This is a genomic window from Gilliamella apis (genome assembly GCF_002142155.1).
Lineage (GTDB): Bacteria > Pseudomonadota > Gammaproteobacteria > Enterobacterales > Orbaceae > Gilliamella > Gilliamella apis.
The window spans coordinates 1-14,606 of the sequence record NZ_NASD01000011.1 but is presented as its reverse complement, the minus strand read 5'-3'; the positions used below and the strand labels follow the sequence as shown (position 1 = coordinate 14,606).

The 14,606-nt window shown below is 34.3% G+C and carries 13 protein-coding genes and 4 tRNA genes; 15 read left to right on the top strand and 2 right to left on the bottom strand.

Annotation, left to right across the window (positions count from 1 at the left end; genetic code table 11):
• The first annotated feature begins 6 nt into the window (after positions 1-6).
• The 6 genes from B6C84_RS06530 (at position 7) to B6C84_RS06505 (ending at position 6,679) form a co-directional block, all read left to right on the top strand.
• Positions 7-1,362: a PFL family protein gene (locus B6C84_RS06530; RefSeq protein WP_086320764.1), complete on the top strand. Its 1,356-nt coding sequence runs from the start codon at positions 7-9 to the stop codon at positions 1,360-1,362.
• A 312-nt stretch (positions 1,363-1,674) separates the two neighbouring features.
• On the top strand, positions 1,675-2,151 hold the full coding sequence (locus B6C84_RS06525) for a PTS sugar transporter subunit IIA (RefSeq protein WP_165754921.1): 477 nt from the start codon (positions 1,675-1,677) through the stop codon (positions 2,149-2,151).
• 9 nt (positions 2,152-2,160) lie between these two features.
• A complete protein-coding gene (locus tag B6C84_RS06520; RefSeq protein WP_086320766.1) occupies positions 2,161-2,439 on the top strand; it encodes a PTS sugar transporter subunit IIB in 279 nt (92 codons plus the stop codon).
• 9 nt (positions 2,440-2,448) lie between these two features.
• Positions 2,449-3,831, top strand: coding sequence for a PTS galactitol transporter subunit IIC (locus B6C84_RS06515; protein WP_025314606.1), 1,383 nt, complete (start codon positions 2,449-2,451; stop codon positions 3,829-3,831).
• A 93-nt stretch (positions 3,832-3,924) separates the two neighbouring features.
• Positions 3,925-5,988: a BglG family transcription antiterminator gene (locus B6C84_RS06510; protein ID WP_086320767.1), complete on the top strand. Its 2,064-nt coding sequence runs from the start codon at positions 3,925-3,927 to the stop codon at positions 5,986-5,988.
• A 28-nt stretch (positions 5,989-6,016) separates the two neighbouring features.
• Complete coding sequence (locus tag B6C84_RS06505; RefSeq protein ID WP_065604100.1) at positions 6,017-6,679, top strand: class II aldolase/adducin family protein; 663 nt, start codon at positions 6,017-6,019, stop codon at positions 6,677-6,679.
• A 204-nt stretch (positions 6,680-6,883) separates the two neighbouring features.
• Here the strand turns inward: B6C84_RS06505 and dhaL are convergent, their stop codons facing one another.
• Together dhaL and B6C84_RS06495 are read right to left on the bottom strand one after the other, a co-directional pair.
• Positions 6,884-7,513: a dihydroxyacetone kinase subunit DhaL gene (gene dhaL / locus B6C84_RS06500; protein ID WP_086320768.1), complete on the bottom strand. Its 630-nt coding sequence runs from the start codon at positions 7,511-7,513 to the stop codon at positions 6,884-6,886.
• A gap of 1 nt (position 7,514) precedes the next feature.
• Positions 7,515-8,519 (bottom strand): dihydroxyacetone kinase subunit DhaK, encoded by a 1,005-nt coding sequence (locus B6C84_RS06495; protein ID WP_065604096.1) that lies wholly within the window; start codon positions 8,517-8,519, stop codon positions 7,515-7,517.
• A gap of 353 nt (positions 8,520-8,872) precedes the next feature.
• On the opposite strand from B6C84_RS06495, the gene B6C84_RS11565 reads away from it, so the two are divergent.
• The 9 genes from B6C84_RS11565 to B6C84_RS06455 all read left to right on the top strand — a co-directional run.
• Entirely contained in the window at positions 8,873-9,013 is a 141-nt protein-coding gene (locus tag B6C84_RS11565) for a hypothetical protein (RefSeq protein WP_165754922.1), read from the top strand.
• A gap of 81 nt (positions 9,014-9,094) precedes the next feature.
• Positions 9,095-9,436 carry a hypothetical protein gene (locus tag B6C84_RS06490; protein WP_086354176.1) on the top strand — a complete coding sequence of 114 codons (342 nt, stop codon included), beginning with the start codon at positions 9,095-9,097 and terminating at the stop codon, positions 9,434-9,436.
• A 287-nt stretch (positions 9,437-9,723) separates the two neighbouring features.
• Positions 9,724-10,527, top strand: a complete 804-nt coding sequence (gene tcdA / locus B6C84_RS06485) for a tRNA cyclic N6-threonylcarbamoyladenosine(37) synthase TcdA (RefSeq protein WP_086320770.1) — start codon at positions 9,724-9,726, stop codon at positions 10,525-10,527.
• 298 nt (positions 10,528-10,825) lie between these two features.
• Positions 10,826-13,528 carry a bifunctional acetaldehyde-CoA/alcohol dehydrogenase gene (gene adhE / locus B6C84_RS06480; protein ID WP_086320771.1) on the top strand — a complete coding sequence of 901 codons (2,703 nt, stop codon included), beginning with the start codon at positions 10,826-10,828 and terminating at the stop codon, positions 13,526-13,528.
• A 366-nt stretch (positions 13,529-13,894) separates the two neighbouring features.
• A tRNA-Thr gene (locus tag B6C84_RS06475) sits at positions 13,895-13,970 on the top strand.
• 32 nt (positions 13,971-14,002) lie between these two features.
• Positions 14,003-14,087, top strand: a tRNA-Tyr gene (locus B6C84_RS06470).
• 55 nt (positions 14,088-14,142) lie between these two features.
• Positions 14,143-14,217 (top strand) — tRNA-Gly (locus B6C84_RS06465).
• A gap of 3 nt (positions 14,218-14,220) precedes the next feature.
• A tRNA-Thr gene (locus B6C84_RS06460) sits at positions 14,221-14,296 on the top strand.
• A gap of 183 nt (positions 14,297-14,479) precedes the next feature.
• Positions 14,480-14,606 (top strand): GTP-binding protein (locus tag B6C84_RS06455; RefSeq protein ID WP_084390269.1); only part of this gene is annotated, 127 nt, incomplete at its 3' end.

Sequence of the window (14,606 nt, the reverse complement as noted above, 5' to 3'; positions counted from 1 at the left end):
GAACTAATGGAAACAAAACAGATCCTCGAAACAATTAAAATGATAGAGGAAGAAAAACTTGATATCCGCACAATAACCATGGGTATATCTCTTCTTGATTGTATTGATAGTGATGGCGCAAAAGCGCGTCAAAAAATATACGATAAAATTACGCGATTAGCGAAAGATTTAGTTAAAGTTGGTGATCAAATTACTTCTGAATTTGGTATCCCTATTATTAATAAGCGTATTTCGGTTACGCCTATATCATTGATTGCAGGTGCAAGTGACGATAAAGACTATGTTGCTTTTGCTAAAACACTCGATGAAGCAGCCAAAGCGGTTGGTGTTAATTTTATAGGTGGATTTTCTGCATTAGTGCAAAAAGGTTACCATAAAGGCGATGAAATTCTTATTAAATCAATTCCACAAGCATTAGCACAAACCGAACGAGTTTGTTCATCAGTTAATGTCGGTTCTACTCAAACTGGTATTAATATGGATGCAGTAAAGCAAATGGGACAAATTATTAAAGAAGCGGCCGCATTAACCGCCGATAATAGTAGTATGGCTTGTGCAAAATTAGTGGTATTTGCTAATGCAGTTGAAGATAATCCATTTATGGCTGGTGCTTTTCATGGTATTGGTGAAGCTGACTGTGTGATTAATGTCGGTGTGAGTGGGCCGGGTGTAGTTAAGCGAGCATTGGAAAAAGTTAAAGGTCAGCCTTTTGATGTTGTTGCTGAAACCATTAAAAAAACAGCCTTTAAAATAACTCGTATGGGGCAATTGGTAGGTAAAGAAGCGTCAGAACGGTTAGGGGTTAAATTTGGGATTGTTGATTTATCATTAGCACCAACTCCAGCTATCGGTGACTCAGTAGCACATATTTTAGAAGAAATGGGACTAGAAGTTGTTGGAACACATGGAACTACCGCTGCGCTAGCGATGCTGAATGATGCCGTAAAAAAAGGTGGCGTAATGGCTTGTGGCCATGTGGGTGGCTTAAGTGGTGCCTTTATTCCTGTATCAGAAGATGCGGGGATGATTGATGCAGTAAATAATGGGGCACTAAACCTTGAAAAATTAGAGGCCATGACTTGCGTTTGCTCAGTGGGGCTAGATATGATTGCTATTCCTGGTGATACACCAGCTGAAACTATTTCAGCAATTATCGCTGATGAAGCAGCAATTGGCGTAATTAATCATAAAACTACGGCTGTCAGAATTATCCCTGCGGTAGGTTTGAAAGTAGGCGATAATATTGAATTTGGTGGTTTACTTGGCCATGCGCCAGTAATGCCTGTAAATAAATTTAGTTCATGTGATTTTATTAGTCGTGGTGGGCGTATTCCAGCTCCAATTCATTCATTCAAAAACTAATTAATTAGTAATAAATTGGTTATCTTTCATAATCCGTCTGTGGAAAGCAGACGGAGATTAATCTATTTTTAGATTCTATTTTTCCTTCAAAAATATATTTATAAAACCCACTTGATAAAATTATTAATACTATTGTTATAACGCTCCCTATGATGTGCAATACCATGGCGACTATTTGGTATCAAATCCATTAGTTTCTTTTATTTTTATTTTCTAAAATCAATCACATCTAAACAGTGCTAATTTAATTCTAGCAGTAGCAAATAACTAATGTTTTAAAAATTTGCTGATCACTTAATGATGGAGGATGAAATGGGGAATGAATCTAGCGAGCAAATGTTTTTTGAAGATTTAATTCTTTTAGATAAAGACTTCCAAAATAATAATCAATTTTTTGAATTCACATTTTCTGTTCTAAGAAAGAAAGGATATGTTAATAACTCTTTCTTAGATGCAATTAAAAAAAGAGAATCTTCATTCCCAACCGCTCTACCTACAGAACCTTATGTAGTTGCTATGCCTCATACTGACATTGAACATGTGATTAAACCATTCATCTTTTTTACTCGAGTTAAAGGAACCATTCCATGGTGCGAAATGGCAAATAATGACCATGTATTAAATGCTAATTTTGTTTTTTTACTTGGGTTTAACAAAAAAAATGGACATATTGATTTGTTGCAAAAATTAATGTCCTGCTTTGTAAATTCATGTTTTTTAGAGTCTCTTTTCCATGCAAAAAACAAACATGAAGTTTTTACACTACTCACGTCGAATATTAATTTATAAGGAGGCATTATGAAAAAAGTTATTGTTGCATGTGGCAGTGGAGTAGCTACATCTCAAACAGTTGCAAGTAAGGTTACACGTTTATTAAAAGAACGAAATCTTGATGACATAAAGGTTGAAGTTGTCGATCTAAAATCGGTTGATTCTCATATCAAAAGTAGCGGGGCATACATAGCGATAACCAAAGTTGAAAAACAATATTCTATCCCTGTGATTAATGGCATTGCATTTTTAACGGGAATAAATATGGAAGCTGAATTACAAAAAATTATCGATGCCTGTAAATAGGAGTACATTATGGACTTTCTTGGAACAATTATAAATTATATTTTAAATTTAGGTGCTCCAGTTTTTGTACCTTTCATTATGCTCATTGCGGGTTTAATTGTCCGAATGAAATTTAGAGATGGTGCATCAGCCGCTATTACATTAGGTGTTGCATTTGTTGGTATGAGTATGCTGATTGGTTTTATGGTAGGCGCCATTGGCTCAGCAGCACAAACAATGATGGAACGAACAGGTATTGAGCTTAGTATTGTTGATGGCGGTTGGACAACTATGGCAAACGTATCTTGGGCTTGGCCGTATGCTTTTCTAATGTTTCCTTTACAAGTTGGCGTCAATATTTTAATGCTAGTCTTCAAAAAGACAGATACATTTAACGCTGATTTATGGAATGTATGGGGAAAAATTTTTACAGCTTTCATTGTTGTCGCTGTTGCTACACCAATTTTAGGATCTGTTGTGGCATTGGTTCTTGCTTTTATTGTTGCCACATTACAAATCATATTGGAACTTAATTCTGGTGATATTAATCAACATCGTATTGAAAAATTAACGGGTATTCCAGGTGTTACATGTACTCACCGAATGTTATTTTTTAGTGCAATTTATTACCCTTTTGATCTACTTCTTCGCAAAATTCCTATTTTAAATAAACCAATGGATGCAGCAACGTTACGCGCCAAAATTGGTATTTTTGCTGAAAATCATGTAATTGGTTTTTTATTAGGTGTGACCTTTGGAATTATTGCTGGTTATGATGTGGCAGCCATCTTAATGTTAGGTGTGCAAGCAGCTACCGCATTGATGTTATTTCCAATGATTTCTAAATTATTTATGCAGGCGCTTTCGCCAATTTCTGAAGCAATCAGTGATTACATGAATAAGCGTTTTGCTGGGCGTAAATTGTTTGTCGGTTTGGATTGGCCATTTATGGGAGGAGCCAGTGAGATATGGTTTACTATAATTGTTGCTATTCCTTTTACTTTAATTTGGGCTGTTATTTTACCTGGCAATAAACTTTTACCGTTTGCTGGCATTATCAACATTGCCCTTATTGTGCCTGCTTATATTTTAACTAAAGGTAATACTTTAAGAATGGTTATCTTAGCAATTATAGGCGTGCCATTTTTCTTATTTGTTGGTACCCAGTTTGCGCCTATCATCACCGATTTAGGATTATCAACTAAAGCAATTGATATTCCAGCCAATCAATTAATTTCAAATAGTTCTATTGATGCACCTGTCTTTACCTATGCGTTTTCTTTTATTTGGCAATGTTTGCAAGGTTATTTTGTACCCTTAATTTTTGCTGTTTATTGGTGTGTAGGATATTTCTTTTATGCCCGTGAACTGCGCAGGGAAACAATACAGGATTTAGCTGAAAATAATGGATAAATGAGCATTTAAACATTCGTTGAAAATAGTGTTTAGTATCTCTGATGGTAATGATAATTACCATCAGACAACGAACAAAAAGGTAATTGTTATATGGTTGTTGATAATAGAATTCATACTGTTCTAAATGCCTTGATTCAAAACCCAAGTATCAGTGGTGTAGAACTTCAAGCTGAATTTGGGTTAACACGCAAACAACTTAGTTATACATTAAAGAAAATTAATGATTTCCTTGAGTCTTCTAATCTTGAATTAATTAAACGTTTTAAAACAGGAAAATTTAGTGTACCAAAACATGTCATTGAAACATTTAGAGATGAACCTGTTTCAAAAGCTATTGGACGTTATATATATTCAGAAGATGAACGAGTCCATTTGCTTTTATTCTTTTTATTAACTCGAACTGAAAGATTGTCATTAATACATTTATCTTCCGCTCTTACTATTAGCCAAAATACCGTTATTAATGACATTAAAAAAGTACAACTCATGATAGTGCAATATCATTTACAAATAAGCTATGACCGTGAAAATGGTTACAGAATTATTGGTAAAGAAATTGACAAACGGTATTTATTGCTGAAATTAATTCGTAGAATTATCAGTATGCCAGTCGCGGATAAAATATTTAAAGAAAATGATATTATTACTCAAGGTGGATTAGAACAAGTAGGGCAGGTATTTAGTGAAATAGAGAAAAAATTAAAAATTATTTTTACCGATGAGCAGTTACAAGAACTGACCTACTTTATCTGTTTTATGTTACAGCGCATTGAAACCGATAAAAAAATTGAGCACTTACCTGAAAATTATGCTGAAGTTGCCAATAGTCGTGATTTTCAATTGATGAAAAAGTTGATTGAAAAATTTGGTATTACCGATCTTAATGAACAAATTTTTTTAACGATTCTAGTGCAAAGTTCAAATATCCAAACTTTATCAGACAAATATTTCCATTTAGATACTGTATTATTGGAAAGTGCGGTTGAAGTTATTAATAATTTTGAGCAGATTAGTTGTATTACTTTTAGGGATAAGAGTGAACTTACTGAACGCATTTATCAACATTGGAAACCCGCCTATTATCGAATTCGTTATCATATTACCAATATTAATAGTGTCTATGACATAGTTTTACAAGAGTTTGGTCATTTACATGAAATGGTACGAAAAGCCATTGCACCGTTTGAAAAAATTTTACATTGTAATATGCCTGATGAAGAAGTCGCTTTTATAACGGTTTTATTTGGCGGTTGGTTAACTCGTGAAGGTTTGATAAATCAAATCAAAACAAAAAAAATTGCGATTGTTGTCTGTGAAAATAGTGCAACTGTTTCAACTTATCTTTATTTAACTTTGCAAGTTTTGTTACCCGAATTACATTTTTCCGATGCAATGTCTAAACGTGAGTTTGAAAAATATAATCATTATTATGATATTGTGTTTTCAACATCCTATTTATCGACCGATAAACTTTTATTTATTGTTAATCCATCCGTTAATAATTTTCATAAAAATGCTTTTCGTAATCAGGTGATCGGCACTTTACAAGGAATTGATCCAAGCATAATTCAAGTTGAAGAACTGATGTTAATTATTGAAAAGTTCAGTAATATAAAAGAGAGAAAAGCCTTACAAAAAGAGTTAACCTCATATCTGTATAACGATGAAGTAAATGATAACCCTTTACGTATAACCCAACATGAAATTCCATCACTTGCTGATTTAATGCAACCAGAACATATCAATATTGCGCAATCAGCCGATATTTCATGGCAAGATGCACTTGAATTAGCCGCAAAACCACTTCTAACTAATCAATCCATAGAGCATTATTATCTTGAAAGGATGATTAACAAAATTCAATTTGAACAACCTTATATTATGTTAGTTGATGGCTTAATCATCGCTCATGCTGGTATTGATGATGGTGTTAATAAAGTTGCGATGTCTTTACTTAAATTTCCTCAAAAAATTGATATTTGTGGTTATATGCAAGCTGATTTAATCGTTGTTCTTGCTACCAATAACCCACAAAAACATCTTAAAGCTTTAGCTCAATTAAATGAATTATTAGAACTTCATGAAGGAGCTGCAAATATACGAAAAGCAAACAATAACCACGAAATTTGGAAATTGTTTGCAAACTATCAATGAATATTTTGCCAAAAATAGGAGTCATAAAATGTTAGAGATTCAAAAACAGTATGTTGTCGATATGGCACAAAAATCTAGCGAATGGGGATTATGTAAACATAAAGCGGGTAACTCAAGTGTTAGAGATAAACAAACAGGATATGTGCTTGTAACACCAACTACAATTGATAAAAAATTATTAACAGTTCGCGACATAGTGGTTATGGATCTTGACGCTAATGTTATTGAAGCTGATTCGGGATTAAGACCTACCAGTGAATGTTTAATGCATCTTGAAATTTATAAGGCTCGTGAGGATGTTTTTGCTATTTCGCATACTCACTCTATTTTTGCCACTTCATTTGCCGTATTAGCAAGACCTATACCTGCCGTAGTTTATGAATGTGCTATCCTTAATTTAAAAGATGGTGTTATTCCTGTTGCGCCTTATGGTAGGCCTGGAACAACTGAACTATCACACAGCGTGATTGAACCAATTAAGCGTGCTGATGCGATTTTAATGGAGAAACACGGGGCTATAGCTGTTGATAAAGATCCTTATGAAGCTGTTTTAAAAGCTGCTTATATTGAAGAAATGGCTGAAATTTATTATCACGCATTACTTATTAATGATGGTAAAGATCCTGGTGGTTTTCCACCCGAAGAGTTGCAACGCTGGGCGTATCCATCACAAATTAAATTTAAACACTAATGTTTGATATTCTCTAATTTTATAACGTAATAATTCAACATTACGTTATAAAATGCAGATGTTTTATTTTATTTTGATAATGTTAACTTATCGAATTTTTTTGTGTTGTTTAATAGTAGAATTTATAGGTTATTTTTGTGGCTCAATGAGTTTGTAGAAATCCGCCGATGAACAGCGGATTTTGTTCTTTATTGTATTTTAATTTTATTGCATATGAATATAGTCATTCATGTATTTTAAAATAAATGCCATTGAAACTGCTCCAGGATCCATATGTCCAATAGTACGATCGCCTAAATTTTTAGCACGCCCAAATACCGCAATCATCTGTTTGGTTTTTTCTGCTCCTTCCATTGCTGATTTAGCAATTATTGGTAAAGCTTCATTGAGCGTAAGATGGGTTAATTCATTGGCTGATTTTGACGCTGCTGATAATGCATCAACCATCGTTTTATCGCCAGGCTCTGCGTTACCACGTTGATATACCCCTTGCCAACCGTCGTTAAGAAATTTTGCAAAGACTTCAGAATTCAATTCCATTGTGCCCACAATACTTTTTCCGCCAGTTCTAAATAATGTTCCAAATATAGCGCCCGAAGCACCGCCCATGCTTGTCATTAATTTTGTACCTATCTTAATAAAAAAATCGCCTATATCAGTAGGTTGAAATTTTTCATCTTGTAACAACTCAATAATAGATGCAAACCCTCGTTTCATTCCAATACCATGATCACCATCACCAACAATCTGATCTAATGCTGTTAATTCGGGTTCACTTTCGACCATTCTTTGAGCGGTAAATAACATCATTTTGCGTACTTGTAATAAATTCATTCTATTTTCTCCATCCAAGCGTTTGACAAGGTAGATCATAAAGATGTTGCAATTCATCATCTAACTTCATTAGTGTGATTGAAAAACCTGACATTTCAAGTGATGTACAAAAATGTCCGACAGCAATATCGTGAATGATAATACCTCGGTTATTAAGTTCAATACCGACTTTGCGCGTTATCACTAATAGTTCTGTATTACTAAGAGCGCCTAAATTGTTGATCAGTACACACACACGATCATCTGTTTGGAAAGGTAAATCATCACATAAGCGATCTATCATCTCTTTGACAACTTCATCACTTGATGTCATTGCTTGTCGCCGTAATCCAGCCTCACCATGAATGCCTATCCCAATTTCGATCTCATTTTCATCTAATTCAAAATTAAAATTATTTGATTGAGGTAAGGCGCATCCATCAAGTGCGACACCTATAGTACGAACATTAGCGTTAGCTTTTGCTACAACTTGATAAAGATTTTCAAGATTGTATTTTTCAAATTGAGAAGCAGCACCTGCAATTTTATATAAAAACATAATACCGGCTACACCACGGCGGTCAGATAGTTTGGATAAGGGAGCTGAGGCAATATCATCGGTTGCTCGAATAGTTTTAGTGACAATGTTTTCTTCTGCTAATATTTCGGCTGAAATATCAAAATTCATCCCGTCACCTGAATAATTACCATATAAAAAAAGCACACCATTACCATTTTCAGTCGCTTTGGTAAGTTCTATTATTTGGTCTGGTGATGGTGAAGTAAATACTTCTCCTAAAGCACAACCATCAATGCCTCCTTCACCAATAAAACCGGCAAAAGTTGGTTCATGACCACTACCACCACCCGAAATAACAACGACTTGTTCATTTGATATATGATTACCATAAACAGCACAATAATCAGGAATAGCTGTTAATTTACCATTATAGGCACACACCAATCCTTGCATAACTTCTTGTCTTACGTTATTTGGATCGTTAAGTAACTTTTTGGGTTTACGCATTGATTTTTCCTCTTCATTAATCATGTTTAACAATATTTATTGTAGGTAAAACTAAAAAGTCAAACGAATACATTTAATGACAAATAGTATCCTTATAATTGCGCATCATAGGGATCAATCACTTTCAACCACTTATTTAGCAAATACCATATTAGTTTGTAAAAAAGTTTCAGATTATGGGTATGTTTCAGTAAAAATAATATTTTAATTCAATAAGATAAAGGTTATTTAAATTCGTTACATTGATATTAGAAAGATTTTTGTTAAGAAATTCTGATATAAATTGCTAACTTACATAATAAGGTTATAATCATCTTTTTAAGCATGATGATTCAATCAATAGAGTAGAGAGTATGAGAAAACTTCGAGCGATCTTTACTGCATGCATTTTAATAAATATGCCAATTAATCAAGTATTATCTGAACCTAAAACAGATGAAATTTTAACTCAATCATCTAATGAATTCTTGCCAGAATTTCAGTTACCAGAGTAAAGCCAATTTTTTTCTGTTAATTTTAAGAAAACTGAATCTTTTAATTCTAATCATATCCAAAAGTTCACTGATAATTATGTTGTGCTTTATAGTAGTGACTTGAGTGATACTCGAATTTTAATTATTAATGAAGTGGTTGCCAATGAACAAGAAGCCATGCAAATATTTCTTGGGCAAGCTAAAACACGTGGTAATCAAAAAACAGAAATCAAACTTTATAATAACGTGAAATATATTGATGGCATTGATTCCAACTTAAACAGACGTTATATCCTGATTCAACAATTTGATGAGGTTAACAGTTTAGTAACAATAAAATCTTTAGTTTATCGAATAAACGCTAAAAATAGTGATTTTTCTGATATTGTAAACCCTATTGAACCACAGCAACTGGTTAGTGAATTAATAAATTTTGCTAAATAATAATTAATGCTGGTATTTGTATTTTGACAAGCATTAATTACAATATTGGTTAAATGTTCTTACATTTATGAATGATGCAGTTTTTTATAAAAATCATTGATAGCTCTAAAATATATTTATTGAGTTACGACAAATACCAAAAGTGATGCAAAAATTATTAGAGTTAAAAATTCATTTATGATTTTTGCTTAGTTAATAGTAACCATTCACGAAGATTGGTTAACATATTGCGCTTGTATCTATGCGCTGTTAGTATGCTGACTTAATTTGATTGATGAATGGTACTTATGCAAAACACATTTTCAGATTCTTATTTTCAACGTTTTAGCGGAATTGCGCGGTTATATGGTGAGTCTGCATTAGCTTCTTTTTCTCAGGCACATGTTTGTGTAATTGGTATTGGCGGAGTAGGCTCTTGGGTCGCTGAATCGCTTGCTCGAAGTGGTATTGGACAAATTACTTTGATAGATATGGATGATGTTTGTATTACCAATACTAATCGTCAAATTCATGCTTTAAAATCTAATATAGGTAAAGCAAAAACGGCGGTGATGGCAGAGCGAATCTTACAGATTAATCCTGAATGTATTGTTAATGAAATAGATGATTTTATTAATGCCGATAACGTTAATGATTATTTGGGTTCTAAACAACATCCTCGTTATAACTATATTATCGACGCAATTGACAGCGTCAAAGATAAAGCTGCTGTTTTGGCTTATTGTAAGCGACAAAAATTAAAGGTCATTACAATCGGGGGCGCGGGTGGGCAAAAAGATCCTACACAAATTAAAATCGCCGATTTAGCGAAAACAATTCAAGATCCTTTAGCGGCTAAATTGCGTGAACGATTGAAAAATGATTATAAACTTAACAAAGATAGTAAAGGCAAATTTACTATTCCATGTGTTTTTTCAACTGAACAATTGACTTATCCGGCATCTAATGGCCAAACTTGCTTAATGAAAAGCCAAGCACAAGGTGCAAAAAAAATGGATTGTGAATCAGGTTTTGGGGCAATCACAACTGTTACGGCAACATTTGGTTTTGTGGCGGTTAGTTATGTGTTAAATAAGTTAAGTATTACATAATATTTATTATGTATTTACGCTAAAAAAATATATTTTTTTACTTTGTTGTAAATTGTTTTTTCTTGAAATGCTTTGATATTAAATTAATAGAATTTTGAATTTTAATCAGCAAAAAAACAATAAAAATATTTGCTCTTTTAAATAACATTCATTTTTTGTGAATATCTTATTGTGTAAAGTAAAAAACTGATTTACGATATCCAACAATTTCGTTTTGCTATTATAAATATGCTTTAAATATGTTCAAGGAAGACGCCAAACGATCCAAGTTTATTTTTTAATTTTCAAGGAGAAATCTATGGCAGTAACCAATATGAATGAGTTAAATGAGTTAATGACTCGCGTTAAAAAAGCTCAGGAAACTTATTCTACTTATACTCAAGAGCAAGTTGATAAAATCTTCGTGGCAGCAGCAACAGCCGCAGCCGCAGCTCGAATCCCTCTTGCACAGCAAGCTGTTGCTGAATCAGGAATGGGGATTGTAGAAGATAAAGTTATTAAAAACTTATTTGCTGCAGAGTATATTCTTAATAAATATCGCAATGACAAAACTTGTGGTGTTATTGCTGAAAATGAGTCTTATGGTACCATTACAATAGCGGAGCCATTAGGGATTATTTGTGGAATCGTGCCAACTACAAACCCAACTTCAACCGCAATTTTTAAATCATTAATCAGTTTAAAAACTCGTAATGCTATTGTCTTTTCGCCACATCCACGCGCTAAAAAATCAACTATCGAAGCAGCCCGTATTGTATTAGATGCAGCAATTAAAGCTGGTGCGCCAAAAGATATCATTGGTTGGATTGATGAGCCATCTATCGAATTATCAAATGCTTTAATGCATCATGATGATGTTGCTGCAATTTTAGCAACTGGTGGTCCAGGTATGGTTAAAGCGGCTTACAGTTCTGGTAAACCAGCATTAGGTGTTGGAGCAGGTAATACCCCTGTAATTATCGATGAAACTGCCGATTTAAAACGTGCTGTTGCATCAGTACTTATGTCTAAAACTTTTGATAATGGTATGATCTGTGCTTCTGAGCAAGCTATCGTTGTTGTTGATTCAGTTTATGATGAAGTACGTAATTTATTGACTCAATATGGTGCTTATGTTTTAAATGCTAAAGAAACAAAAGCTGTTCAAGGTATCATCTTAAATGATAAAGGCGCTTTAAATGCTAATATCGTAGGTCAACCAGCAACTAAGATTGCAGAAATGGCCGGCATTAAAGTTCCAGCAGGTTCGAAAGTACTTGTTGGTGAAGTAAGTAAAGTGGATTTATCTGAACCATTTGCTCACGAAAAACTTTCACCAACATTAGCTATGTTTAAAGCTAAAGACTTTAAAGAAGCAGTAGATAAAGCTGAAAAACTTGTTGAAATGGGGGGTATGGGACATACCTCAGTACTTTATACTGATCAAGATAGCAATCGTGATCGTGTTGCTTATTTTGGCAGTAAAATGAAAACATGTCGTATTTTAATCAACCAACCAGCTGCTCACGGTGGTATCGGTGATTTGTATAACTTTGATTTAGCACCATCTTTAACATTAGGATGTGGTTCTTGGGGTGGTAACTCGGTCTCAGAAAATGTCGGTCCGAAACACTTAATTAACAAGAAAACAATCGCTAAGAGAGCAGAAAACATGTTATGGCACAAATTACCAAGTTCTATCTATTTTAAACGTGGCTCACTTCCAGTTGCTTTAAATGAAGTGATTGAGCAAGGTGCCAAACGAGTATTTTTAGTAACTGATAAATTCTTATTTAATAATGGTTACTCAAAACAAATTACTGATCAACTTGAAGCGCAAGGTGTGATTTGTGAAACCTTCTTTGATGTTGAAGCTGACCCAACATTAAGTGTCGTCCGTAAAGGTACTGATTCAATGACAGCATTCCAACCGGATACTGTTATTGCTTTAGGTGGTGGTTCACCAATGGATGCGGCGAAAATTATGTGGGTTCTTTATGAACACCCAGAAACTAAATTTGACGAATTAGCATTGCGTTTCATGGATATTCGTAAACGTACTTGTCATTTCCCTAATATGGGTAAAAAAGCAAAACTAATTTGCGTGACAACCACATCAGGTACTGGTTCTGAAGTGACACCGTTTGCGGTAGTTACTGATGATGCAACTGGTCAAAAATATCCATTAGCTGATTACGCAATTACACCAAACATGGCAATTGTCGATGCTAACTTAGTTATGAATATGCCAAAATCACTTTGTGCTGCAGGTGGTTATGATGCGGTAACTCATGCTTTAGAAGCTTATGTGTCAATTATGGCAAGCGAGTTTTCTGATGGTCAAGCATTACAAGCATTAAGTTTATTAAAAGCTTACTTGCCAACAAGCTACAAAGAAGGAGCAAAAAATCCTATCGCTCGTGAAAAAGTGCATAATGCTGCAACTTTAGCTGGTGTTGCGTTTGCTCAATCATTCTTAGGTGTTTGCCACTCAATTGCCCATAAAATTGGTGCGGCATTCCACATTCCTCATGGTGTAGCGAATGCGATGTTAATTAGTAATGTTGTTCGCTTTAATGCAACGGATAAACCGACTAAACAAGGTACATTTAGCCAATATGGTTATCCTCAAGCTGTAAGACGTTATGCTGAGATTGCTGAACATCTTGGCTTAACTGTAGCAACAGATAAAGACGAAAAGAAAGTTGAGAAACTAATTGCTTGGTTAGATCAATTAAGAAAAGATCTAGATATTCCTTTCTCTATCAAAGAGTTTGGTGTAGATGAGAAAACTTTCTTAGCTCAAGTTGATCAACTTGCAGTTGATGCATTTGATGACCAATGTACTGGTGCTAATCCTCGCTATCCTTTAATTGCAGAATTAAAACAAATTCTACTTGATACTTACTATGGTCGTGCGTATCAAGATAAAGGTGATATTAGTGAAGATGTAGCTGTTCACACTGCCGCTAAAGGTGCAGCAGCAACGACAACTAAGAAAAAAGCGCCAAAAAAGAAATAATTTAAATATTATTCTTGATTAGCAAAAGCCTGAGATAGTTTATATCTCGGGCTTTTTTATTGTTTAATTTTATTAAACTTATAAATTCTGCTTGAAATTAGCGGTGTTAATGGGCAAGATAGGGATGATATTCATAATAATTTTGCTATTAATACCGTTGTTAAACAGTATTTTGTAACTAAAACCAAGAAAAAAGCGTAAAAAAAGAAATAATTTAATATATATTTTTTGATTAAAAAAAATCCTGAAATAGTTTACATCTCAGTCTTTTTTGGTTTTTTTGATTTTTTTTTAAGCAAACAATAAAAAAAATGTTTTTTTTGCTTGCAAGCTTAAATGTTCTAGTACATAATGCGCAGCACTTAGGCCGGCTTAGCTCAGTAGGTAGAGCAACTGACTTGTAATCAGTAGGTCGCCAGTTCGATTCCGGCAGCCGGCACCATTTTCCTAAGTAAACAGTTTATAATGATTCGGGGTGGGGTTCCCGAGCGGCCAAAGGGAGCAGACTGTAAATCTGCCGTGTCACACTTCGAAGGTTCGAATCCTTCCCCCACCACCATTATCTAACATTAGCAATTGCTAATTGAAGCATTTAGGTAGCCGAGTTTGAACATGCGGGCATCGTATAATGGCTATTACCTCAGCCTTCCAAGCTGATGATGCGGGTTCGATTCCCGCTGCCCGCTCCAATTGCTGATATAGCTCAGTTGGTAGAGCGCACCCTTGGTAAGGGTGAGGTCGGCAGTTCAAATCTGCCTATCAGCACCATTCTTGTTACTTTCCTAAACCTTCTAAAAAAATTAGATTTGACTGCTTTAGAGCTTGTCACTTGACGGCTTTATCTGGTATCATTCAGAGCTAATTTTAAGTTAGTATTATGTTAAAACTAAATATGATACTTGGTTAATGTGGTGAATCACCACCGATTTGTATTACATTGAGGGACGATAAATGTCTAAAGAAAAATTTGAACGTACAAAACCCCACGTTAACGTTGGTACAATCGGCCACGTTGACCATGGTAAAACAACTTTAACTGCAGCGATCACATCAGTATTATCTAAAAAATACGGTGGTC

Bases quoted from the DNA above. Each gene is read 5' to 3' on its own strand.
- B6C84_RS06530 (WP_086320764.1), top strand. From the start codon at position 7: ATGGAAACAAAACAGATCCTCGAAACAATTAAAATGATAGAGGAAGAA.
- B6C84_RS06525 (WP_165754921.1), top strand. From the start codon at position 1,675: ATGGGGAATGAATCTAGCGAGCAAATGTTTTTTGAAGATTTAATTCTT.
- B6C84_RS06520 (WP_086320766.1), top strand. From the start codon at position 2,161: ATGAAAAAAGTTATTGTTGCATGTGGCAGTGGAGTAGCTACATCTCAA.
- B6C84_RS06515 (WP_025314606.1), top strand. From the start codon at position 2,449: ATGGACTTTCTTGGAACAATTATAAATTATATTTTAAATTTAGGTGCT.
- B6C84_RS06510 (WP_086320767.1), top strand. From the start codon at position 3,925: ATGGTTGTTGATAATAGAATTCATACTGTTCTAAATGCCTTGATTCAA.
- B6C84_RS06505 (WP_065604100.1), top strand. From the start codon at position 6,017: ATGTTAGAGATTCAAAAACAGTATGTTGTCGATATGGCACAAAAATCT.
- dhaL (WP_086320768.1), bottom strand. From the start codon at position 7,513: ATGAATTTATTACAAGTACGCAAAATGATGTTATTTACCGCTCAAAGA.
- B6C84_RS06495 (WP_065604096.1), bottom strand. From the start codon at position 8,519: ATGCGTAAACCCAAAAAGTTACTTAACGATCCAAATAACGTAAGACAA.
- B6C84_RS11565 (WP_165754922.1), top strand. From the start codon at position 8,873: ATGAGAAAACTTCGAGCGATCTTTACTGCATGCATTTTAATAAATATG.
- tcdA (WP_086320770.1), top strand. From the start codon at position 9,724: ATGCAAAACACATTTTCAGATTCTTATTTTCAACGTTTTAGCGGAATT.
- adhE (WP_086320771.1), top strand. From the start codon at position 10,826: ATGGCAGTAACCAATATGAATGAGTTAAATGAGTTAATGACTCGCGTT.